This window comes from Rhodococcus sp. PBTS 1 (genome assembly GCF_001620025.1).
GTDB lineage: Bacteria > Actinomycetota > Actinomycetes > Mycobacteriales > Mycobacteriaceae > Rhodococcoides > Rhodococcoides kroppenstedtii.
The window spans coordinates 955,099-976,889 of record NZ_CP015219.1; the positions used below are offsets into that span (position 1 = coordinate 955,099).

The following is a 21,791-nucleotide window of genomic DNA, read 5'->3' on the forward strand; positions in this document are numbered from 1 at the left end:
GACAGGAAGGTTGCACGATGATCCTCATCACCGGCGCCGGCGGGAGCGTGGGCCGCTCGCTGCTGCGAGGTCTGCACGAGCGCGGGATTGCGAGTCGGGCTTTCGTGAAGAACGCCGACCAAGGGCGCGTTGCGCTCTCGGACGGTGCGACGGAGATCGTCGTGGGCGATGTCCGATCGCGAGACGACATCGTCGCTGCCGCGGACGGCGTGACGAGGATCTACCACGCCAACCCCACGAGCATCGTTCGTGAGGTCTTCATCGCGGAGTACATCGTCGAGGCGGCGCGCAAGCACGGCGTCGAGCACGTGGTGTACCACTCGGTGATCCACCCCGATATCGCCGAGATGTTCCACCACCAGGAGAAGGGTCGCGTCGAGACCGTGTTCGAGGACTCGGGCATTCCGTCGACCTTCCTGCGCGCGTCGCACTTCATGCAGAACTACCTTGATTTCTGGGAATTCGTTCGTGGCGGCGCGCTTCCGTACCCGACGTCGCCGAACTCGGTGATGGGCGTCGTCGACGCCGAGGACGTCGGCGAGGTCAGTGCCCGCATCCTGGCCGCTCCCGTCGAGAAGCACGCCGGCGGCGTGTACGACCTGTCCACGCAGGAACTCACCCGCCACGAGATGGCCTCCGAGTGGAGTGCGGTTCTGGGGCACAAGGTCTCGGCCGTGAAGTTCTCACCGAACGTGGTCACCAACCCCCTGTGGAGCGTCGCGTCCCTCGGCGCGCTGGTGGGGACGACGCTCCGGAACAACCCCGTCGCGGCGCCGCTGCAGATCGTGCGCGGGGCACGCCAGTCGTCGAATGCGAAGGGTGTTCGGAACTGGCCGCGGGAATCGCAGGACTGCTACGTCAGGATGATGCAGTACTACGACAAGAACGGGCTCCCCGCCGGTGACCTGACCGTCCTGCCGGAACTGTTGGGGCGTCCCGCGACCAGTTACCGGGAGTTCGCGCGGCGCGAAGCCCGTCGGCGGGGACACGCGACCGCGGACTGACCTGGTTCGGGTGCGCAGCGCCCGCCGGCGCGCGCAGGGTGCACCCTGCGCGTGGTCGGTGGCGCTGCGCCGCCGGGCGATATGGCACGGCAGGCCACGAACCGCGGTCAGTGGAACCGGTGCAGTGCGTTCCACTCGTAGTTGTGGGGCAGTCTCATCCACGCGGTACTGACGGTGGACCAGGGTCCGACGCCGGCCCATGGGCTGGATTGACTGTGGCGGTACCCGTCGCGACTGTCGTTCGGGGGTACCTCGGATAGCCGGGGGTGCGCTGCGAGGAGACCGGCCATCGAGAGGTGCACGGCGTCCAGGTTCTGCGCTACGTGTTTCCAATCCGGGCGCGAGGTGTCGGAACCGTGTCGGGGGTGCGCGGTGATCAGGCGCCGCCAATCGTCGTGACTGTCGATCCGCGCGACCTTCACCGATGTCGGCGCGAAGCGGAGTTCGCAAACGAACTCGGGCTCGCTCTCACGGCTATGGGTCCAGGTGTCGACGCCGTCGTCGAGGGGTGTTGCCGTCCACAGGGCGCCGTCGGGTAAGACCTCGGTCGAGCCTGTCCTGTTGCGGACCGACGGCGGCGCCAGCGTCTCGACTCGGCCCGAGTGTCGCTGGGGTGAGGTGAATGTGTCCCGCGTAGGCGATCCGAGTTCATCGGCGATCGCCGCCGCCATGGCGACGATTGCCGGGTCGCGCGTATTCACCTGGAGGGCGTCGTCCATCTCGGTGCCGTACAGGTACGTGCTGATGTCTTTCTGCGCTTCCCAGAGGAGGGTGTCCATGGACAAGCTTCGAAGAAACTCGTTGATGGACAGATCTTGTGCGTCTCGGTCGAAGTCCCGGGCGAAGCCGGCGACGAAGTTTCGGCCGGGCACCGTATCCACGAGGTCGGAACCCCTCAGTCGACTGGACATGGGGGCAGACTACCGAGAGCGCGTTTTGCTGGGTGATGTCGTCGGCGCCGACTGTGACGCCGCAACCACGGGGGGCCGACACGGCCGGTGGTGTCCCTCCGACTTCGTCGACTCGGGCGTCGGGGTTGCAGTACGTCCTCATGTCGGTGCGAAACCCCCGATGTCGAGTGACACGACGAAGACTGCGATGGGGACGTAGCCGACTAGGAAGGTCAGCGTCCCGACGAAGGCGATCCAGCGAATGCGCCCCGCGAACATCATGGCTGCGCCGCCGAGTAGTGCGATGGTGAGTGGAGGCGCGCACCAAATGACCCAATAATTGGTCGGCGGCGGCGGGAGGTCGGCGCCTCGCCGAAGGTGGGAAGGGACGGCGTATCCCGGGTGCAGGTCCGGAGCAAAGCCGGCCGCGCACATCGCCGCGTAGAAGCCGAGGACGAGCGTCCCGAGTACCGCCGCAATGGCGGCAACGGGTCCGATGACCTCACCGCGCCAGGTGAATTTCGGTGTCCCGGATGCCGTCATCGGGTCACCGTAGTGCAAGGGAGCGCAGGGTCACCGGCGGACCGGTACGAGATCGGCGTCCGCGTCGGACCTGGACGCGCGCCAGGACAGGGTGTCGAAAACGCATGCCCCGATCGAACGTTCGTGATCACGAGGCGCTGGATAGGGCGGTGAGCGCGGCCGGCGGTGTCACGCGGTAGTCCCCGAGTCCGGCGACCCGGCGGCATCCGTCGAGTTCGAACGACACCGGCGTCGATCCCGACCCGTCCGGACGCACGAGTTCGGTGGAGGCGACGCGGGTGCTCGATTGGTCGCAGGCCGGAGCCAAGGGAGCATCGACGATCGATCGGACGAGTTCCGCACTGCTGCCTCGGTCGAGGACAGTGCGCGTGCCGGCGACCACGTCCCCTCCGTCCGGTGCGGCTTCGCTGTCGGGCGGCTCATAGGTGCAGAGGACCAGTGCGTCGACGTCGTCGACGGGGAGCGTCAGTGTGGGAGCGGTTACGCGGCCATACTCTCGCTCGTGCTCTTCGGCGGCGGCCACGTCGTCCGCGGTTGTCGGCTCGAATGATGCCGCGTGGGAATCCCGTTCGCAGCCCGTGGTGAACCGGTCGTCGAGTCCGGTGGGGTGCGAGGACCGTCCGATTTCGGTGAGTTTTCGAAGGGCTAAGTAGGGACCGTCTTGCAGGTTGCACGGGTCCGACGGCCATGCCGGACGGAACGCCGCTCCTGTGTCGTCGACGAGCCACAGACCTACCGGGGCCACACCGAAGAACATGCAAGTCGAAGCTGTCCCGTCCGTTGATCGGTACGAGTCGGCGGTGAAAGATGAGAGCACGGCGGCCATGTCGCCGTCCAAACGCACCGAGTCGATGGTCCTCATTCCGCTGGCGTCGGTTCCGCGTTCACAACGCAGCGCTCCGACCACGCGGAAGTCGGCGGGCGGGTAGCCCGGCTCGGGTGCGTTGCCGGCAAGTGCCTGATCCCACGGCCCCAGTCCGGTCAAACCGGTGACGATGTTCTCCGCGAGACACGTCGGGGACGACGTGACCACCGCCGTGGGTGGACGGAAGGCGATGCGGTCGACGAACGGATTCGAACACCCCACCGCCGTCATAACGACGAGTAACCAGGCGAGTGCCGAACGCGTCGAGCGTGACGCACAGAGTCGCTGGATGCGCCGACGCCTGTCCATGGCCGCTCGGCCCCAGAGCCGTCTGCTCATAGTGTCCGGACCGTCACGGCTTGGAACCGAAACCCGTCCTGTATCGCCGGCTCGTAGTTGAACTCGACCCGTTGTCCGGGGTCCAGTCTCCGGAAGCCTTCGCCGACAATCGTGGAGAAGTGCGCCCAGGCGCCGCCGGGGGTGCTGTCGGCATCGAGTACACCCCACCCCTGCTCGTCGTGCCAGAGGCGCACCGTCCCGAGTGCGGTAAGAAAGGGCCGCGGTTCGATCGCCGCGGTCTTCATGCTGTCGCGGGCTGACTCTTCCCGCATGACGGTGAGGCCATCGGGGCCCGGGGCGTCGACGCTGTGCCAGAAGCTCGTCTGGAACGCCCCTTCTCGCGCAGACGGTGCGGTCGTCCCCCGCGGCCAGACGCACTCGACGTGATAGTGCATTCCCCGGACGGGCTCGTGTGCGGTGGCCCACTCGAAATCAACTTCGGTGCCGGGGCGCAAGCCCCGAATCGGGGACCGGTCGAGGTCGGCGACGCCCTCGACGCGCACCGCGTGGGGCCGCGCGTAGGCGCCGCCCGGGGTGTCATCAGAGTCGATGACTCCCCACCGGCCGTCGAAGTGCCACTCGCGGACAACACCCGTCGACACCATCGCATCAGAGTAAGGCGTGTGGCGCCGGGGAGGGGCGCCGATCGAACTCGCCGCTGCGCAGAGGGCCTAGGATTGCGGAATGACATCCGAGAGAAGGCATGCCGCACACTGACGGTCCCGCCAACGCTACCGATGTCGCAGCGCGTATCCGAACTCGTCATCCCGGACCGATCACACTGCTGCAGAACGATATTCGATCGATGGTGATGTCCGAGGGGCGGTCGGACATCCGGCTGCGACCGGATCAACGCCTCTACGGTCCGTCGGTGTACGACGACGCCACGCGCATCGTCGTCGGCCACAGCTTTCACCCGTATACCGCTGATCTCGGTACCTTCCCGGCGGATAGCGGCCCGATGTTCGTTCGCGCCGTGGTGTCTTCGTATCGACTGGCGCCGTCCGCGCCGCCGTTGCGTCTGCAGTCGGACCCGACGGCGGAGGTGTCCCTTGTCGAGGCCGAGGGTTGGTTTCGTGCCGGTGTGGGCGAGGAGTGGGCCGACTACGCATACCTGCGGGCCGCGGACGACGGGATACCGGCGCGTGCGGGCTTGTACCGGTTCGGACTCATCCTGGACGCGACGGGTGCCCCGATGCTGGCGCCGACCAATTTCGAGTGGTCTCGGGTGGACCGCCGGGCCGAGCGTGGGATACACAAACTGGCACCCTCCGATGCGAACACTGTGCTGCGCGAACGAATTCTGCGTGAGGGTCCGTTCGCCGACCCCAGCGCCTACCTCGATCCACGAACCACTCCTGACGGTCGGTGGCGCATCGAGACGAGCGTGCGCGACGCCGACGACGACACGGCCGCGACGTTTTGGATGCTCACCGATCTGCTTCGCGTTCGCGGCGGGGTGCACACGCGGTTCGTTCCCGTCGCCTTCCATCTGGTGGGGCGGTCGGCAACGCTGACCTACCGCCTCGTCGGTCGCCCCGGGATCTATGACGCCACGGTGCCCATTCCCTCGTCGACCGACCTCGCGAGCACACCGTCGCAGGGAGACCACGTCGGTCGGTACGGGTACCACCCACCCGTGTTTCCGATGACCGCCGGGCAATGGGCGCACGGTCTGTGCGCGTTCTGGATGGAGATGGTCGCCTATGGGCGCATCGGCGACGTGAGACCGCCTTGGGCGCGTTAGCGAGGTCGAGAAAGGACCCTTGTCTGGGGCTGGCCGAAGGCGGATTCTGATCATGCGAGCGTCAATCGTTCGCAAGTACTCGTAGACGGTTCCGACGATAGCGGAGGCCAATATGCCCGACGTACCTGGCGAATTCGAGGCAGGCGACATCGTCTCCGGCGTCGACCCCGAAGAAGCGGGGATAGCTGATTCACCACCTCCCGTGTCCGACAGAGACTTCGCCGAAGGCGCGCGTACGGGCCGGTCGCCGAATGAGAAGCCGACCGCCTTGCGGGGTCGGGGAGGATTTCGGCGGGTCCCCGACGAGGACATCTGGAAGTAGACTCGTTCCGCTTCTCGCTCGCGGCACGAGACGGACGATCACTGACGGTTCAGCGACGCTTCGAAGGCGCCGGCAATTGCCGCCACCATGAGCAGGAAAGCCTGCCCGTTCTTAGCGGACGCCAGGCCCGGGTCTGCGTCGTCACGGTGGGCCGCCAGGTACAGCCCGCCGTTGTGTTGAATGATGATTTGCGGAAGCATCACGGCGTTCTCGAACTCCGCCTGTAACCCCGCGCTCACCGCCAACCGCTCGATCTGAATCGCATAGGCACCGACTCGACTGCGCATGGCTTCGGTATCAACGTGGGATCGAGTGAGTCGACCCAGCGAGGGAAGTCCGAACCCACCAACGTCGCGAGTGCATCGATGACGTCGAGCCAGCGCGTACCAAGGTGGGAGCTTGACCCGGTTTCCCGGACACCTGATATGTAGCGTTGATGCTGCAGGAGAGGAGTCCGAGCTATGCCCGCTGCACATCCAGAGGAGTTCCGCCGCCGGGCGGTCGACCTGACCCGTCAGCCGGGGGCGAGCGTCATGCGCATCGCGTCTGACCTCGGCATCAGCGAATCGTGCCTGCGTCGGTGGATGAAACTCGACGACGTCGACACCGGCCGCGCCGACGGGCTGTCCACGAGCGGACGCGCCGAGCTGGCTCAGTTGCGGCGGGACAAGAAGCGCCTCGAGACCGAAGTCGAGATATTGAAGCGCGCGAGCGCGTATTTCGCTCGGGAGAACATTCTCCCAAAATAGGGTTCCGGCTGGTCCACGAATTGGCCGTAGACGGGTTTCCCGCCCTAGGTGACCTGCCGGATCCTCGAGGTGTCGAGGTCCGGGTTCTACGAGTGGCGACACCGCCCACCGTCCGACCGATTCACGTGGATGCGGTGCTGGCCGACAGCATCCGAGATATCCATGCAGGCTCACGCGGGTGCTACGGCGCGCCGCGGGTCCACGCCGAACTCCGCCTCGGCGGTGGCATCCGGGTCGGGCGCAAACGTGTCGCACGGGTGATGAGGTTGCTCGGCGTTGCCGGCATCGGCGCACGCCACAAGCGTCGCCACCGACCAGTACCAGCGGTGCACGACGACCTCGTCGCCCGCAGGTTCGTCGCCGAGCGGCCTGATCAGATCTGGTGCACCGACATCACAGAGCATGCGACCGCGACTGGAAAGATTTATTGCTGCGGAGTCCTCGACACATTCTCCCGGCGGATCGTAGGGTGGTCGATCGCCGATCACATGCGCACCGATCTGGTCGTCGATGCCCTGCAGATGGCGTTGTGGCGCCGCCACCCGGATGCCGGGACCATTGTGCACTCGGATCGCGGATCTCAGTACACCAGTTGGCTTTTCGGCCAGCGCCTGCGTTCTGCGGGCCTGCTCGGGTCGATGGGTCGGGTGGCGTCGAGCGTCGACAACACGATGATGGAGTCGTTCTGGTCGACGATGCAACGCGAGCTGCTCGACACTCGATCATGGGACAGCAAGGACCAGCTGGCGTCTGCGATTTTCGAATGGGCCGAAGCCTGGTACAACCCGCAGCGCCGGCACTCCGGGATCGGCTACTCCTCGCCAGTGGATTACGAACACGCCTACCATCGACAAGTCACCTCAGACGTGGCCTGAACACCCGACCCGAACTGTCCGGGAAACCGGGTCAAGCTCCCATCGTTTCGGACCGAGGTTGCGGACATGTGGCGGGCCGAGCTTCGCCGCCAGCAGAACGAGAACGACTAGAGGCGCCCGGTTTCGGCCGTTGTGCGGTGCCCGTCGAGCGCGATAGCCGAATGCCCAGCGAAACAGCTGTTCTCGGCAACCGACGACGCAGACCGGCTCAACAATGCGCAGTCACGACCACTCCGAGGTGCTCGACCTCGCCTCGTAACGTCGTCAGCAACTCCGCAGCCTCGTGCTGGTGGAAATCTTCCGCCGCGGTCGTTCGCCACCCGGTCAGTACGTCATAGTTTTCGTCGAAGTTGTGCTGGAACCGGTGGAGCCGCTCTATCAGGTTGTTGCTCAGCTGCAGTTCGTTGGTAGTGACGTTCATCGGTCCCCGCCGCCCGGCGAAGGGGTAATCGAAAAGCCACACCGGAAAGTCGGAGCCGTACTCGACGAACAACGACACGGTCGGCTGGCCAGGCGCACGCATGAGTCGATCCTGGCACCGGGGCCGATATCGCACCAACTAGTTCGGGCGCCGCGCTCGCGCACAGGGCGTCGAACTCGCGCGCACCCGTCAGGCGCGCCGACGTCACACGACGTTCAGAGGCTCGGCGAGCCGCCCTTGGTTCGGCGCGGCCACGGCGCCCACCCGCCGGGCAAATCACGCAGAACAAGTGCGGCAGCCTTGACTCTTTCCGCGTGTACATCGCGCAATCCGGATCCCCCCGAGCCGCTGCTACCGCCGTCGGGGTAGGTGAACGAATACCCGATCGATGGACGGAAGCGTCCCCTGACCGTCTCCGTGTAGTTGCCGGTGACGACCGCGAAAACTTGCTCTTCGAAGCTATCGGCCTCGTCGTACCAGGTCGTGTCACATGCGTCGCAACCGCACGATGGGTACACGAAGTCGTGAAGCAAGCCGGCATGCATGGCGATGCCCGGGTAATCGGTGAAGGCGAACGTCACGGGCGCGCACGTCGCGTCCCTCGGGCGCAGACGAACCGACCGGATGACACCACGATGCGGGCCCATCAAGTCCGACGCCGTGTCGAGGCCCTCGTCGACCTCGACGTCGTATGTTTCACAGAGATGCTCGACGAGAGCATCCGCAACGAGATGCAACGGTGCGTACCGTTCCGGATGTGCCGTGACGGAATAGGCATCTTCCGGGGGCGGGCCATCCCACTGGTTCCCGTACTCGATGATCTCGCCGTCGGCGTTGCGGAACTCCGGCGTCGCGACCGGGGGCCGTTGGTACGCGCTCATCTCGCCATTCTCATCTACATGCGGTGAGCTGGGCGATCGAAATAGGTCAGCCGGGCCGAGTGTCTCCGTCGTGAGCTGTCATGCGGTGCCACATATCGCGGGTGTAACACAGTCAGTGGACCGCAGAACCGTTGCTGGAAAGGGGTTCTCACGCTCCCCGTTACGGTGCGACGAGCTGAGTCAGAACGTTCGACGACACGAAGTACACAGCTGCTCCCACCGCTTGGATCGAGCCCGATACCGGAAATCCGTCCGCGTCTTTGGGCACGTTCCATGCCCAGAGCGTCTCGCTGGTCCCGGAATCCGACGCCAACACGGACGGACCCGTCACGGTGTAGATCGTGCCGTCGACGTTCATCTCGGTGTCGCCGGGCTCGTCGAGTTGCCACACTTCGTTCCCGGCGGCGGTGTCGACGACGGTGCCCGACGCCTGCAGTTCCAGGCCGTCGACGGGTTCGCCGGTGAGGAGATCGAAGAAGCGCGCCTCGCCGCCGAGGGTGACCACACCGCGGCCGTCGGCAACATGGATCAGCGTTCCCTCCACACCCTCCCAGGGCGCGAAGGCATTGACCGGGAACGTCCAGGCTCCGGCGAGGGCGTCGAGGTCACCTCCGTGCAGGACGGACTCACTGTCCTCGGGGTTCCCCTCGAGGACGAAAAGGCGGTCATCGTCGGCAGCGATGGCATACGGGAACCACCCCGTCGGGATGGGTACTCGTCTGATCGCGCCGTCTCGGACGTCGATGGCGACGAACCCGGGATCGTCCGAGTAGGGATCGAAGCAGATGATCTCGCCTCGGATCGGTTTGTCCGCGCAACTGTCGAGGCCGCCTTCGGGCGCCACCGACCACCGCACGGTGCCGTCGGAGGCATCGATACCCACGAGCCGGGCTTGGTCGAGCATGTACGTGCGCGGGTTCGGTAGTCCGACAGCGGCGACCACCGTGCCACCGGCGTCGATGACCTCCGATACACCGGAGTCGAATTGCAAATTCTCAGTGGGAGAGACGAATGCGGCGAAGGTGCGCCCGAACACATCGGCGGCGTCCAGTTGCCACCGCGCGTTGTGAGCCGGTACGGATGGGTCGCTAATCAACGGGTCCGGGGACGTCGTCACCTCGGACCCACCGTCCGGCGATGCAGCCGTTCGGTTCTCGTGGGTGACGAGGACGGCCGCGGCCGCGGAGACGGATACGACTGCGATCGCCACGGCGACGCCGGCCCGTACGGCGCTCGCGGGGGTGGACGCGTCCTGTTCTCGCCGTGTCATGGCCACTCGGCGATCGGTGCCTGCGCCAGGGTCTCCAGGATGTCGAAGCCCAACGGTTCGGGCAAGGCGAGAGGCGCGGTGCGCAATCCCGGATCCACGTCGGCGGTGGACCGAGCGGTGATCTGTAATCCGTTCGGTCGGGTGAGGGACACCGACCGCGCCAGCCGGGTGGCGCCGTCCTCGGACACCAACCCGTCGACGATGGTCGAGTCTTCGATTTGCACAACCGCCCCGTCCGGCAGTGTCCGCGTGACCGGGAGCGGACCGTACGCGGTCGCCGGATCGTAGGGATCGACCGGGGACGGCAGCACTTGCCCTCCGATCACGCTGACGGACAGCCCGATTCGGGTATCGACGACGTCGGCGTCGGTACAGGCTCCGGCGGAAAAGCCGTCGGGAACCAGAGATCCGATCGGTCTGCTGAGCCGAGGCGCATTCGGAATCGACTCCCACGCGGCGGTCAGTGCCGCATTGGCCGCGTCGAGCGAGTCCTCACGGATGTCATCCACCGTCCCAGCAGGAGAGGCGGCGTACACCGAGCAGTCCTGCCGGGGTGCCGGCGTTCCGGGTGGAACCGGGGCGGTCAGAGCGAGCTCGGGAAGCGCCGCGATGTTCGCGACATCCGTGGTTTCGAGGGGCAGCGTGTTCGGGTCCGGCCCGGACAGGCTGACGTGCACGCGGGTGCCGTCCGGGTGATACGCGGAAGCGCTTCTCGTGTACGTGCGGGTGCCGGATACCTCGTACCAGGTGTCGAGGATGTCCACGACAGTGCCGTCCGGCCCCGTGGTGCGAACGTCGAGATCCCCTGCGACACAGTCGGGCACCCCGGTTTCGGATGGTGTGACGCTGATGCTGGCGTACGCCGAGGATCCGTCGCGGACCACCTGGCCCGTCGCCGACGTCAATGGCTGCACTCCCTCGGGGGCGTCCTCGCCGAAGTCCTCGACCGGTTGAAATACGAAGGATTGCGATGGCGGCGCCAAGGCCACGTCGGCCTCAGCAGGAAGTGCCGCGCGAACCGCCTCCGACATGGCCGTCGCCTTTCCTGCCGTCAGCCAGGGATACGCGGGGTTGTCGTACTCGGCGTCGACCCCGCCGACGGTGGCGAAGGAGAACCGCAGGCTGCCGTCGCCCTCGGGTGGTGCCTGGACGGTGTCGCAGCCGGGAATATCGACCGGGTACCGGACCGGTTCCGACACGACCTGCTCCCCAGGGTTTTGTCCCGTGGCGTCCTCTGTGGCGGCGTCGTCCCGAGGCAGGAGACCCGCGACCACAATGCCGGCGGCCACGATCGTGATGACCACGGAGGTGTTGACGATCAGGTCGTGCCGCTTTGCGCCGGTCATGGGAGGACAGTACCGAGACCGAGCGGTTCGGTCCGCTGTCCACTGGTTCGAACTCGGTCTGACAGCACATGGTGCGGCAGGTTCGCGTCGCTACTGCGTCCAGAGCCGACGTCGCAGCGGGTGCATGACTAGCGATCGTCCGGCGGTCGCCCCGACAGTTGCCGGTGTTCGTGGCGAAGCGCCTCGACATCGGCTCTGAGCGCGCCGCGTTCACTCGTCGTCAGACGCCGCAATTGCATGGCCAATACGGCGTTGGCGCCTGACTCCGACACTTGCAGCAGTTCTCTGAGCGAACGGCGCGCTGCGGCGGGATCCGGGGCGGCCTCGATGATGTGGAACACGTCGGTCCGCCATTCGGTGGCCAGGTCGATCGCTTCGAGTACGTCCAAGCGGCTTTCGAGTGACGCCAGAATGTCCTGCCTGTCCGGGAGATCGACTGTCGACCCCCGTGACGCGGTGGATGTGGATCGCGACAGAGACCAGACGTAGGCAACGAGTCCGAGCACCGCGACAGCGAGCCCCGCGACGACGGCCGCGGTGAGAGGCCCGTTCACGACATCGACGGCGCCGCGATAGCTGGGGCCGGTGTTGCCGTCACCGTCGATGATTGGGCTGACCGTGGCTCTGCAGGTGGCGCCCACGACCGGGAACGCGCGGCGGGTGTTGTCGAATTCGGTTGCGACCATTCCACGGCTCTCGGCGACCGAGTCTCGTTCCGTCCAGGGGATGTCGTCATCCCAGTCGACGGGAACACACAGCAGGAACGTGTCTTTCGCAAAATAGGCGATCAGTGATGCGATCGAGCCGAGAACGACAAGCGCGAGGGGCAGAACGCGTTTCATCGAGGCTCCTTGTCGGTCGGGTGTTGATCGTGTCCGAAGCGCGCGGTGACCGCAGTCAGGGTGCTGCTCCCCTCGTGCCGTTGTGGACGCGATCGGTGAACGTGCCCGTACGTCGCCACAAGCGAACGAGCACAGAGGTATTGGCGGCGACCCCGATCGCGTAGGGAAGGACGACGAGCGCCGCAGCGCCGGGTGTGAGTACAGGGCCCCAGCTGTTCGGATCACGGATTTCGGGGGCGACAACGGTTTCTACAACCGAGAACACGAACGAGGCATACGTCAGAATCGCCGCGGTCGCGCCGATCGAACCGAGCCACCGCCCGAGCCACGGACGAGCGCGGCGAAGTGCGGATGCCCCGAGAGATCCCACCACGGCGAGTGGAATGAACACCACGAGCGAGAACACGCCGAGGAGCATCCACCAGGCGACCGCGTCACCGATGACCGTTCGCGAGTTGGCGACGATGAGACCGACCGGGAGACACAGGCCGACGAAAAGCAACGGAGACAACGAAACCCACTGCACCCGAGAAGCATCGCGTGAACGGCGTTGCGCGTCGCAGACGAACATGTCGACGGTTCCGGCGTCGCTCGTGTCAACCGACACATCGGTCTCGTCTCGGTCGACCATGCACCAAGGATGCCATGCGGTCCGTTTCGTCGGGTTCAGAACCTAGGGTGAGGTCATGACCAGCACCGGTGTCATCGCAATGTGGGGGGACGAGGGATGGGGCGTGGTGGAGTCGCCCGACACACCCGGCGGGTGTTGGGTCCACTTCGGCCACTTGTGGGCGATCACCCTGCCTCCTACACGCAGGAACGAGTCCATTCACATCTCCAGAACAGGCGTTCCCGACCCGATTGCGGGAGAGACCGTGGACTTCGAGTGGGAGCGAGTGCGGCAGGACGGTTACGACTATCGCGCCGTCAGCGTGCGGCCTCGCCGCAGCGGGCCCACGACAACCATCCGATGGGAGTACGGCAGCGACCGCCACCCGGGAGTCGTCTTCCGCACCGTCGCCCGACCGGAGTCACTCGAGGCCGACGGCTGATGAACGCCTGCGGGAGCGGCATTCACTCCTGACGTCGTAGTGCTCAGAATCGGCGCAGGAAGGTGTACCAATCGCCGTCGAGTTCGGCGTAGCCGATCTCCTGTTCGCCGGCGGGTGGGCCGAGGCGGGGTGCACCGTCTGGGAGGTAGGCGAATCCGACCTGGTCGACGACTCCGCCCTCGACGTAGATCAGGCATCCACCGTCGGCTGCCTCGAGGCCCTCGAAGACGCACGCCGCACGCCCTGTCGCATTGAGACGTACGAGGGCGCTCCACGAAGGGTCTGACCCGTAGCGCCGGCAGCGTGAGAGTCAAACCTCTCCGCGCCGGGTTCCTCGCACAATCTTCGATGCTAGTTCCTCGTACTCCTCGGCAGATACTTTCGCTCGACCACGTATGAACGCCCGGCCTTCTGGCCCGACTTCCGATCGGTTGGTGCAGAAGCCGGTGGCGTAGCTGATCGGCTCATGCTCTAGACCAACCCACTCGACACGAATGTGCTGAACAGACGGATCGTAAATCTTCCCGGGATGACCCGCAGTCAGAATTCGAGGACGCGACCAGTCCTCGTATATCTCTTCTGCGTTGTCAGGTCCGATGTACACAACACATTGACCTTTCGCGACGTCTTCTTCGGCGAGCTCTGTGCGCTGCTGCTCCATGCCCCCATTGTCAACGAGCTCGTGGCGTATCGGCTGCGACGATGTCGAGTCGGGTCTGGGCGACGAGTCGCGAGATCGTGGCCTCGGATCCGCTGATGCCTGCCCAGGTCGGGTCGACGTTCGATGCCACACACCAGGCATGGTCGGCCGGCCAGATGAACGCCGCCGGCGGCATGTCGGGAGTGGGCTGGGCGCACCACTGTCCGACGTCGCTCAGCGGGCCGGAGAACAGGTGGTAGATGCGATTCGGGATGGCGACGACGGGTGGACCCGTGGTGATGGTCTCGTCGATCTCCGGCCACCCCTCCCACAGGCATAAGTAGCAGAGTTGCGGCGTGGTGGTGTCCGCGGCCAGCATGTCGCAGAGCTCGGCCATGACGGGGCCGTCGCCCTGCTCGCCGAGGGGCCGCGGCGGAATCTCCGGCCTCGGGGCGTCGCCGTCGTCGGGGATGTATCGCAGGCGGGCGTGCGCCGGGTACAGGGTGTGCGGTCCGAAGGTAGCGAGCACGTCCCACGCGATTCCTGAACGGGTGAGCCACGCGGCCGGCGCGGGGTCTTTCGGAACTTGCAGGACCATTCTCGTAGTCAAACAGCAGGAGAGCGCCTGGAACATATCGTGTACGGCGAGATCAGCGGTGATCCGATATGGCCACGTCCCGCTCGCACGAGGTTCAGCTCTGGTCGTCGCCGGTACCCGTGAGATACCCTCATCTAAGGTGACCCCGAGTCCGCCGCCGTCGTGCGGCGTTCCTCCTACTACTCGGGGCTTCGACATGTACGAGTCCGTACCGTCCGAATCGTATTCTGCTGCACCATTTTCGATAATTCTCCCACCGTTCCGTGTTCTCGTGTCGCGGTGGGTGATCGGGGACGGGTCTTTTCCGCGGGCGTCCGTCGGTGACGACGTCGAGGTGTTCGCCGAGCTGATCACCGGGACGTCGTCGCGACTGAACCATTCGCTGACCGCGTTCGCAGTTCCTGCCTACGGGATGGCGCCACGCGAGAGCGGTGACGGCAGGCGACATTGGTGGCATCTGCTCTACGGCGAGGGGTGGAGCGCCGGGTGGTGGTCGGATGCGCCGCGTTCCGGTCGGGTGGCGGTCCAGAGGTACTTCGTGGCGACTCTGGGTAACGATCCCGGCGGCCCGGTCGCGGTGCGCGGTCGTGTGTCGTCTCTGCAGTCCGTGCAGGTCCGCCTGGATCCGATCGAGGGTGGGGGGCGGCGTGAAGTCGGTGGTACCGAGTCGCTGACCGAGGTGGACGAGGTGCCCGTCGAGTTCAAGCCGTTCTCCTTCCCAGACGACGGCCTGCCCCACCGCGGTGTGACAGGTGTGCTCGTCGACCTCGAGTTGGGGGACCCTCCGACAGACCGGCCCTCGTTCGACCCGGGGGGCGATCGACGCCGGCGCCGGGGTGGTGTGAATGATGCACCGGTCGGACCCGATCGTGCTGCGCATCCACCCGCGTCAGGATCCGCCGGTGGTGCGAGAGTTCCTACTGCCGTTGCCCATCGAGGAGCCGAGCGGCGACGTCACCCGCCGTGTACACGCTGCTGACGATGGATGCTGGATCGTCGGAATGCACGACGTGCATCGCGTCGTCGTCGACGGCGAGGACGCGGTCACCGTTGAGCGTGTGTGCGCCGGCGGCGGTCAGCCGAGTGGCCTCGTCGACGGTCAGGTGTACGTGTTCGGGTCGACGTCGGATCGCCTCGTGGCGGATCGACGGCACGGAATGATCCGACGTCCCGCCGATGCGGTGGCGTTGTGGGTGTGCGATCCGGCTACGAAGTCGTTGCGGGAGGTGACCGATCGGCAGACCGTGTTCGAGGTGCGGCGACGTGGTCGGCGGCCGGACGTGGTGACCGACGCCGACGGTGTCCAGTGGATGTCGGGGCGCCGCGGAGTCCTTCGCCGCACGGGCGGCGAGACGACCGTCGTCGACGTCGGTGATGCGGCGGTCGGGACGGCGGTGTGGGTGAAGTCGCGGCCCGAGGACGACCCGGCGACTGCGGCCCTGCTGACCAATATCACCGCTGGTGCCTGGTTCGTCCACGCCCCCGGCGCCGACGACAATCCGGAACCTGGCGGTCCTACCGAAGGGAACGCCGCGTTCGAGCGGGGTGAGCGGACGTGACCGGTCCACGCAGCTTGATTGTCCGGATCGAGTCGTGGGTTATCGGCGACGGGGAGATCGCGGTGCCGCGCCGCGGCGAAGTGTTGGCCGGGCCATTGCAGTTCATCGAAACCGGTGCCGAAGCACCGCATGCGGTGCGGGTACGGGCCGAGTTGGTGCCGTCGGAGCGGCCCCCTATCTGGCAGTACACGGGCGAAAATCCCCGCGCCGCTGGGAGTGGTCGGGGTTGCTGCGTGGGGACGGGTGGACGGCGTCGTGGCGGGGTGCCGTTCCGCGGACCGGGCAGGTCGACCTCACCGGGGTGTTCTGGGGTTCGTTCGGGCCCGACATGCGAGGTCGGTTCCGCGGCCGGGTGACGCGGGTGCGGATGGCGTCCGAACGGTACGAGCGCCGCGGCGCCGGGGGTTGGTATTCCGTCCCCGGTCACTACCGGCTGCGTGAGGTGGACACCGCTCCGCGGTTCTTTGGCTTGGGGGACACCGAGCACGACGGAGACAGTGCCGATATGGAGACCAGTGTGGTGGTCGATCTGGACCTGGACGACGTTCCGGCGCTGCCGGTTCGGCCGGAGCTGGTGCCCGGTGATGTGAGTGCCGCGGGTGGTGTGTTGTGGGTGGTGGATTCCGCGTTGCCGGTGGTGCTGCGCATCGACGCCGACGACCGCGCGACTCGCGTGATGCTGCCGGGGGCGATCGGAACACCGCGGAGGGTGTACGCGACCCCGTCGGGATGCTGGGTCACCGGCCAGGACGGCACGTTCTGGGTGACCGAGGGTGCGGATCCGGTGCGGGTGGACGATCAGCCAGTGGTCGCCGGTGCCGCGGCCGGTGGGAGTCTGGTGGCGTGTACCGGTACGGCGGTGTGGCGGCAGTATTCGCCCAGTCGCGAACCGGTCGACCTTGCCGCCGTCGCCGGTCATGTCAGTTCGATCGTGGTGGTGGATGATTACGTCTACGCGGCGGTGCTTCCACGGGGGAGGTCGGAGCTGCATCTGGTGCGGGTGTCGTCTTCGGGCGAATGCACGGTCGGATCGGCGATCCCGCTGGTGCGAAACCGGCACCGGAAGCCCTTTCTGATGGGCGATGCGCTGCGCTTGGTGCACGGTGCAGACGTCGGGGTGGTGGAGTCCGACCTGAGCGTGCGCAGAGAACGCATCTTCGCGAGACACCCCGTCGGAGGAGGTCGAACGGACGAGTTGTCCTGGACCGTGACGCCCACCCCGAACGGCACGTCGGCCGGGTGGTGGCCGTTGCCAGGACCTGTCGTGGTGGATCGGACGCGGGCGTCCTGGGTGCTGACCGTGCACGATTCGGCCAGCCTCGAGCCGGTGACGAGTGTGCCGGTCTCTACACACACGGCACGGGTCGCTGCCGGCGCCGACGGAGAGGTGTTCGTCATCGACGGTGCGGTGCGCCGGTTCCGCACGGACAGCCCCGTGATGGCCGACCCCGAGGTGATCGACGTGGCGGGTATCGCTGCGCGACTCGTGTGACACGGCAATCGGTGGGGGCCGTCGTCGTCTGTCTGGGATGGTGAAGCGATGAGTGTGGTCGAGACGTTGTTGGCGGGTCCGCGTGCTCGACGGTTGCTGCTCGAATATGCAGATGCGGCGGAACGGTTGTCGGAGGTGCAGTCGGACAACTCGTTTCACAGGGCGGTGTTCCTGGCGGCGTATCTCCTCGACGTCGATCGGGGCTCCGGGGTGGTCATGTTCGGTCCCGGTGCGGAGGAGGCGCGGCGGACGGTAGTGACCGCCGAATAAGTAGCGGACCGACTCACCCGCGTGGTGTTGCCGGAGATGACCGCGACCGCGGTGCGGCAAGCGATGGAGTTCTCGATGGACTTAGCGCGGTACTGGCAGGAACCGGATGGCGCGGACGTTCTCGCCGCGACCGATGCCGTGCGGGGAGCGCTGCGGCGGGTCGCCGAGCACGTCGCGCAGTCCCCGTGGACCGAGTGGTGGTCGGCGGATGCGGCGCTGAACGAGCAGTGGGCGGTGGGATGGAGCTTCGGTGACGCGGACCTTCTCGACGATTCCGCGGTGGGGCGGCCGGCGGCGGAGGTGTTGTCCGAGTGGTCCGTTCGCACCGCAGTGGAGGAGGAGCGCGCCCTGCGGGAGCGGCCCACGGATCCCACCGCCAGCGTTGGGGGTGAGTGGTGGTCGACGCCGCCGACGCTGTGTTCGTCTCGTCTGTTGGCCGATGGGACGCCTGCGGGTTGTGGTTCGTCGAGGACAGCTCGGACCCGCCGCGAGCGGTGTCGCGGCGCGTCACCGTCGCGGAGGGTGCTCGGGTGTTCGAGGTCGACGGGCCACAGGCGTGGGCGCAGTTGTGCCGGCGATTTTCGCTCGAGGTGACGGCGCAGAAGCGACACGAGTGGTACCGCACCACCGGTCGGGCGGGCAGGTGGGTCATCCCGGACTGGTTGCGGGTGGGCGAAGTGTACGACGGCGTCCACCTCACCGCAGCGGGATACCTCTCCGCTGCGACGACAGAGATTCCGGTCGACGACGACTGTGCGAGCGTCATCGCCGGGTGGGCACCGGACTAGACGTACTGGTTCACCGACGCGGCGAGGATCGTCGCCGACGATGTCCGCCTGTGGGTGAGTGAGTCAAACGGGGAGCGGCTCGACTGGGTCGAGGACGACCAGCCACCGGCTTAGGCTGAGGCGATGACAGCGGCGATGCACGGCGAAAGGTCAACTGCCGGGGCTTCGGCGCGGTGGGCGTGGTTGGTGCTGGCCTCGATCGTGGCCATTGTCGCCGCGGTGGGTGTCGTCGCCGGGTCGATTCGCGAGTACCAGGTGAGCTCGTGCGAGATCATCGACGCCACCGCCACCTGCATGATGTCCACCCTCGACATCGTCGGGTGGGGTGCGACCGCGGTCGTCGTGGGCGCTGCGTTGCTGTGTGCGGTGCCGGCGTTGTGGCCGCGCCCGGCCGCGCGCTGGGGGAGCGTGGCGGCACTGGTGCTACTCGGCGTCGGATCACTGATCATGTTGGGCCGCATCGGATTCTCTGTGGTGGCGGTGGCGCTGTTGGGTGCGGTCCTGGCCGCGGCGCAGGGGTGGCACACCTCGAGGAGACGCAGCATTCACGTCGGCGAGATCGAGGTTCCTCTGGGAACGCTGTTGGGCAGGTCCGTCGGCCCAAACGAGACGAACGGTAGCTCGTAGGGGCTTATCGGGAGGCTCAATCGACTCGGCCGCGGCGGGGTGGATCGATGCGTCGCTGGCGGTCGACGGGGACGCCCGGGTGGAGGATGTTCTGCAACGCGTGCACGGTGTCGTCGTCGATGTCGACCTCGTTCATCGCGGCCGCCCAGTCCCAGTCGGGTGTGGACCACACGTAGTGCAGCGGGCCCCATCTGGGTGCCCAGCTCCCGTCGGGGGACCGTGGGTTCCGGGCTAGCATGGTGTGCTCGTTGTACCCCTCGAATGCGCCGGTTTCGTCGTCCGCGGCCGGCACGGTGGTGGGGGTGAAATCGACGGGGACGCGCGCGATGAGCGGCTCGGCGGTCACGGTGCCCGCAAACCACTGCGCCTGATGTCTCTTCACGTCGTCGCTGCGGCGACGGAGTTCGTCCTGACGCTCTCGTTGCGTCTGTGTGGGACCGCTCCAGGCGAATATCGAGGAATCGATAGGCTCTCCGACCGTCAGGTCGACATAGTGCGCGCCGACGCCGACCGCGTCGACGCGGTAGCCGAGTATGCGGCCCGTCTCGATGTCGACCCAGATGCGCATCGGGTGCGGCTTGCGTTCGGGCGGGGCGAGTTCGACTGTCCAACAACGACGGTCGACAAACGTCTCTTCGGTGATGGGCCCGGTCGGTCTGGTGAAGTCGTCACCGGCCCATTCCGCGGCTGCGCGTCGCTTGATCAGGAACTGATTCTTACCGAAGTAGTGCACCCGATCCGTCGGCCCCACCAGTGGGCGCTGCGGATCGGGGGTGAAGTCCCAGGCGGTGGTGCCGTCGGTGATGAACACGGGGTCACCGTCGTACTCCACGCGCGTTGCGGGACCGTGGAGCCAAACGATGCAGTCGTCGACAGCCCGGACGAACATCGGCCGGTACCCAGCGGTCTTGAACATGACCGGGTCACGCTGGGAACCGGCGTCTTCGCGGATGGTCCCGTGCAGCGGTGCGTCGTTCGGTGTGGTGAGGGCGCGCAGGACTTCCACCCATTCGGTCACGATTCACCCTTTCGGTACCCGACGGAGAGTATCGCCGCGACGACGGCGCCGGCCAGGAGGAGCAGGACGACGTCCGCGCTGCGTTGGGCCGCTGAGGTCCCCGACCACGTCAGGACGCGCACGATCACGGCCAGCACGTACAGACCGATGGCGGCGGTGCGCGGATTGCCCACGGTGATGACCGTAAGCGCGAGCCGGGGTGTGCGCACGTGAACGACAGTGCGGTCCCTGCTCTGGCTCGGAATCCACGGGCAGGTGAGCCTCTACTGGCTGTCCCATTGCAACGGCGTCTACATCACCGTCGATCCGCGCACGAACGGGCTTTTGTGGACGACGGCGCGCTGACGAGACACGGGGCCGTAGGGTGACCACGTGTCGTTCTCGTTCCCAATCCTTCTCCGCTCGAGTGCAATTGCCGGGACTGCACTGGTGGCTGTATGGGCTCTGAGCAATGCCTGGCCGATCGACCTGTACCAGGCCGAAACCGCCACTCGCACCGAGTACGCGTTCGGCAACAATTGGTCCGACCTGTTCTTGAATTCGTCATGGGCAGCGGGCGTTGCCCTCGTGGTGGCTGCGGTCGTGATTCAGTTCGGCGCGGGTAACCGGGCTGCCCTTGTTATCGGCGCTGTTGTCGGACTCGCGGTGCTTGCGGCGCCGTCGGTGGTCTCGGTGCCCACGGGTCTGGCACCGACGACAACGGGGGTGGCGGCCGGTCTGCTCCTGAGTTTCGCGGTGTCCGCTGCTGGATCGGAACGATCCTGCCTGACCGCTCTGGTTCTCGGTGCGGCGTCCGCTGACTTCGCACGGCGAGAAGTCGATGCGCGCCTGGGTTCACCGCGGGACTGGTCGATCAGCCTCGGAGGCAATTCCGCGACCACGCTGGTTCCGATCGCGGTGCTCGTTCTGGTCGGTGTGGTCATCCTAGCGACGTTGAAGTGGTTGCCGCCGTTGCCTGCACGGCCGCCACTATCGCGGTCGGCCGCAGCACCGATTGCAGCGGTGGTCATCTGGGGTGTCTACGTGTCGTTCGGTGACAGCGCCTCGTCCCCAGGGCAATGGGTGGCTGCCGTCGCTGTGACTGTGGGCGTCGTGACAGTTGTCGCGCTGCGGTCCGGTTCGGACGGCCGATTCCTCTGCGCAGGCCTGGCAGTCGCCGCCACGGCGGTCAACGACGTGATCTGGAGTGGGTGGTGGTTGGCGCCGCTCGCGCTGGTGGGAATCGCCGCGGGTTTCGTCATGGCCCGCCGAATTCCGTCGACGGTGGCGGGGTGCTGCGCGCTGGCGGCAGTGTGCGTTTCCGGACTGTTCTGGGACAACACCGTATCGACAATCGCCTACACCGCGATTCTCCCCGTGGCCGCCGCCTACTCCTTCCTGTCGACGCCGATATCGGACCCCTCTATCAAGGCACTGGGGATACTGCTGCCGGTAATGCTTGCGGTCCTGGGCTTCTCGGCATTGGGGAGGCGGCCGAGCGGTGTGCTGATGTGGGTCACGGGTGAACCAATCGAGCTTCCCGAGGCCGGCACCGTCATCGCGGCGAGCTCGGGTGCGATCACTCTCGCTGCGCTGACGTGCGTGACCGCAGCGTTGGTCTCGTTCGTGATCGGTCGCCGCGCGGCGCGCGCGGTCGAACGGTGACGGGGCCCG

General features: G+C 66.6%; 26 protein-coding genes. 11 read left to right on the top strand and 15 right to left on the bottom strand.

What is annotated here, in order from left to right:
• Positions 1–17 precede the first annotated feature (17 nt).
• Positions 18–1,004, top strand: coding sequence for an SDR family oxidoreductase (locus A3Q40_RS04270; RefSeq protein ID WP_068099940.1), 987 nt, complete (start codon positions 18–20; stop codon positions 1,002–1,004).
• Between the two features lie 107 nt (positions 1,005–1,111).
• Here A3Q40_RS04270 and A3Q40_RS04275 read toward each other — a convergent pair whose 3' ends face one another.
• The 4 genes from A3Q40_RS04275 to A3Q40_RS19550 form a co-directional block, all read right to left on the bottom strand.
• The gene (locus tag A3Q40_RS04275; protein WP_069972897.1) at positions 1,112–1,915 is read right to left on the bottom strand and encodes a hypothetical protein; all 804 of its coding nucleotides are present in this window, start codon (positions 1,913–1,915) and stop codon (positions 1,112–1,114) included.
• A gap of 138 nt (positions 1,916–2,053) precedes the next feature.
• Positions 2,054–2,437, bottom strand: coding sequence for a hypothetical protein (locus A3Q40_RS20095; RefSeq protein ID WP_157889495.1), 384 nt, complete (start codon positions 2,435–2,437; stop codon positions 2,054–2,056).
• 127 nt (positions 2,438–2,564) lie between these two features.
• Positions 2,565–3,533: a hypothetical protein gene (locus A3Q40_RS04280; protein WP_235606440.1), complete on the bottom strand. Its 969-nt coding sequence runs from the start codon at positions 3,531–3,533 to the stop codon at positions 2,565–2,567.
• A gap of 104 nt (positions 3,534–3,637) precedes the next feature.
• On the bottom strand, positions 3,638–4,246 hold the full coding sequence (locus A3Q40_RS19550; protein ID WP_069972898.1) for a cold-shock protein: 609 nt from the start codon (positions 4,244–4,246) through the stop codon (positions 3,638–3,640).
• 200 nt (positions 4,247–4,446) lie between these two features.
• Here A3Q40_RS19550 and A3Q40_RS04295 point away from each other — a divergent pair, with 200 nt between their 5' ends.
• Complete coding sequence (locus A3Q40_RS04295; protein WP_068099943.1) at positions 4,447–5,388, top strand: hypothetical protein; 942 nt, start codon at positions 4,447–4,449, stop codon at positions 5,386–5,388.
• A gap of 360 nt (positions 5,389–5,748) precedes the next feature.
• Here the strand turns inward: A3Q40_RS04295 and A3Q40_RS04300 are convergent, their stop codons facing one another.
• A complete protein-coding gene (locus A3Q40_RS04300) occupies positions 5,749–5,997 on the bottom strand; it encodes a hypothetical protein (protein WP_068099944.1) in 249 nt (82 codons plus the stop codon).
• A 174-nt stretch (positions 5,998–6,171) separates the two neighbouring features.
• Between A3Q40_RS04300 and A3Q40_RS04305 the strand changes: the two genes are divergently transcribed.
• Positions 6,172–6,459: a transposase gene (locus tag A3Q40_RS04305; protein ID WP_068099945.1), complete on the top strand. Its 288-nt coding sequence runs from the start codon at positions 6,172–6,174 to the stop codon at positions 6,457–6,459.
• A 125-nt stretch (positions 6,460–6,584) separates the two neighbouring features.
• Positions 6,585–7,334, top strand: coding sequence for an IS3 family transposase (locus tag A3Q40_RS04310; RefSeq protein ID WP_157889496.1), 750 nt, complete (start codon positions 6,585–6,587; stop codon positions 7,332–7,334).
• A gap of 208 nt (positions 7,335–7,542) precedes the next feature.
• On the opposite strand, the gene A3Q40_RS04315 is transcribed toward A3Q40_RS04310, so the two are convergent.
• The 6 genes from A3Q40_RS04315 to A3Q40_RS04340 all read right to left on the bottom strand — a co-directional run bounded on the left by A3Q40_RS04315 (position 7,543) and on the right by A3Q40_RS04340 (position 12,725).
• Entirely contained in the window at positions 7,543–7,857 is a 315-nt protein-coding gene (locus A3Q40_RS04315) for a hypothetical protein (RefSeq protein WP_157889497.1), read from the bottom strand.
• 113 nt (positions 7,858–7,970) lie between these two features.
• On the bottom strand, positions 7,971–8,636 hold the full coding sequence (locus A3Q40_RS04320) for a DUF6226 family protein (RefSeq protein ID WP_068099947.1): 666 nt from the start codon (positions 8,634–8,636) through the stop codon (positions 7,971–7,973).
• Between the two features lie 160 nt (positions 8,637–8,796).
• On the bottom strand, positions 8,797–9,906 hold the full coding sequence (locus tag A3Q40_RS04325; protein ID WP_157889498.1) for a PQQ-binding-like beta-propeller repeat protein: 1,110 nt from the start codon (positions 9,904–9,906) through the stop codon (positions 8,797–8,799).
• Complete coding sequence (locus tag A3Q40_RS04330; RefSeq protein ID WP_068099950.1) at positions 9,903–11,252, bottom strand: hypothetical protein; 1,350 nt, start codon at positions 11,250–11,252, stop codon at positions 9,903–9,905. The genes A3Q40_RS04325 and A3Q40_RS04330 overlap by 4 nt, the downstream gene beginning before the upstream one ends.
• Before the next feature lie 128 nt (positions 11,253–11,380).
• The gene (locus A3Q40_RS04335; RefSeq protein WP_068099952.1) at positions 11,381–12,094 is read right to left on the bottom strand and encodes a DNA gyrase subunit A; all 714 of its coding nucleotides are present in this window, start codon (positions 12,092–12,094) and stop codon (positions 11,381–11,383) included.
• 55 nt (positions 12,095–12,149) lie between these two features.
• Positions 12,150–12,725 (bottom strand): hypothetical protein, encoded by a 576-nt coding sequence (locus tag A3Q40_RS04340; protein ID WP_068099954.1) that lies wholly within the window; start codon positions 12,723–12,725, stop codon positions 12,150–12,152.
• A 55-nt stretch (positions 12,726–12,780) separates the two neighbouring features.
• Here A3Q40_RS04340 and A3Q40_RS04345 point away from each other — a divergent pair, with 55 nt between their 5' ends.
• Positions 12,781–13,146: a hypothetical protein gene (locus A3Q40_RS04345; protein WP_068099956.1), complete on the top strand. Its 366-nt coding sequence runs from the start codon at positions 12,781–12,783 to the stop codon at positions 13,144–13,146.
• A 310-nt stretch (positions 13,147–13,456) separates the two neighbouring features.
• Here the strand turns inward: A3Q40_RS04345 and A3Q40_RS20100 are convergent, their stop codons facing one another.
• Together A3Q40_RS20100 and A3Q40_RS20580 are read right to left on the bottom strand one after the other, a co-directional pair.
• Positions 13,457–13,807 (bottom strand): hypothetical protein, encoded by a 351-nt coding sequence (locus tag A3Q40_RS20100; protein ID WP_157889499.1) that lies wholly within the window; start codon positions 13,805–13,807, stop codon positions 13,457–13,459.
• 10 nt (positions 13,808–13,817) lie between these two features.
• Positions 13,818–14,315, bottom strand: coding sequence for a hypothetical protein (locus A3Q40_RS20580; RefSeq protein WP_201133143.1), 498 nt, complete (start codon positions 14,313–14,315; stop codon positions 13,818–13,820).
• 914 nt (positions 14,316–15,229) lie between these two features.
• Here A3Q40_RS20580 and A3Q40_RS04355 point away from each other — a divergent pair.
• The 5 genes from A3Q40_RS04355 (at position 15,230) to A3Q40_RS20110 (ending at position 19,120) form a co-directional block, all read left to right on the top strand.
• Positions 15,230–15,943 carry a hypothetical protein gene (locus tag A3Q40_RS04355; RefSeq protein ID WP_068099958.1) on the top strand — a complete coding sequence of 238 codons (714 nt, stop codon included), beginning with the start codon at positions 15,230–15,232 and terminating at the stop codon, positions 15,941–15,943.
• A gap of 442 nt (positions 15,944–16,385) precedes the next feature.
• Positions 16,386–17,435 carry a hypothetical protein gene (locus tag A3Q40_RS04360; protein ID WP_157889500.1) on the top strand — a complete coding sequence of 350 codons (1,050 nt, stop codon included), beginning with the start codon at positions 16,386–16,388 and terminating at the stop codon, positions 17,433–17,435.
• A 48-nt stretch (positions 17,436–17,483) separates the two neighbouring features.
• A complete protein-coding gene (locus tag A3Q40_RS20755) occupies positions 17,484–17,705 on the top strand; it encodes a hypothetical protein (RefSeq protein ID WP_235606441.1) in 222 nt (73 codons plus the stop codon).
• A gap of 395 nt (positions 17,706–18,100) precedes the next feature.
• On the top strand, positions 18,101–18,493 hold the full coding sequence (locus tag A3Q40_RS20760; RefSeq protein ID WP_235606442.1) for a hypothetical protein: 393 nt from the start codon (positions 18,101–18,103) through the stop codon (positions 18,491–18,493).
• A 123-nt stretch (positions 18,494–18,616) separates the two neighbouring features.
• Positions 18,617–19,120: a hypothetical protein gene (locus A3Q40_RS20110; RefSeq protein WP_157889501.1), complete on the top strand. Its 504-nt coding sequence runs from the start codon at positions 18,617–18,619 to the stop codon at positions 19,118–19,120.
• Between the two features lie 16 nt (positions 19,121–19,136).
• On the opposite strand, the gene A3Q40_RS20585 is transcribed toward A3Q40_RS20110, so the two are convergent.
• Together A3Q40_RS20585 and A3Q40_RS04380 are read right to left on the bottom strand one after the other, a co-directional pair.
• Complete coding sequence (locus A3Q40_RS20585; RefSeq protein WP_068099964.1) at positions 19,137–20,138, bottom strand: hypothetical protein; 1,002 nt, start codon at positions 20,136–20,138, stop codon at positions 19,137–19,139.
• Entirely contained in the window at positions 20,135–20,347 is a 213-nt protein-coding gene (locus A3Q40_RS04380; RefSeq protein ID WP_068099966.1) for a hypothetical protein, read from the bottom strand. The genes A3Q40_RS20585 and A3Q40_RS04380 overlap by 4 nt, the downstream gene beginning before the upstream one ends.
• 163 nt (positions 20,348–20,510) lie before the next feature.
• On the opposite strand from A3Q40_RS04380, the gene A3Q40_RS04385 reads away from it, so the two are divergent.
• Positions 20,511–21,782: a hypothetical protein gene (locus A3Q40_RS04385; protein WP_157889502.1), complete on the top strand. Its 1,272-nt coding sequence runs from the start codon at positions 20,511–20,513 to the stop codon at positions 21,780–21,782.
• Positions 21,783–21,791 lie beyond the last annotated feature (9 nt).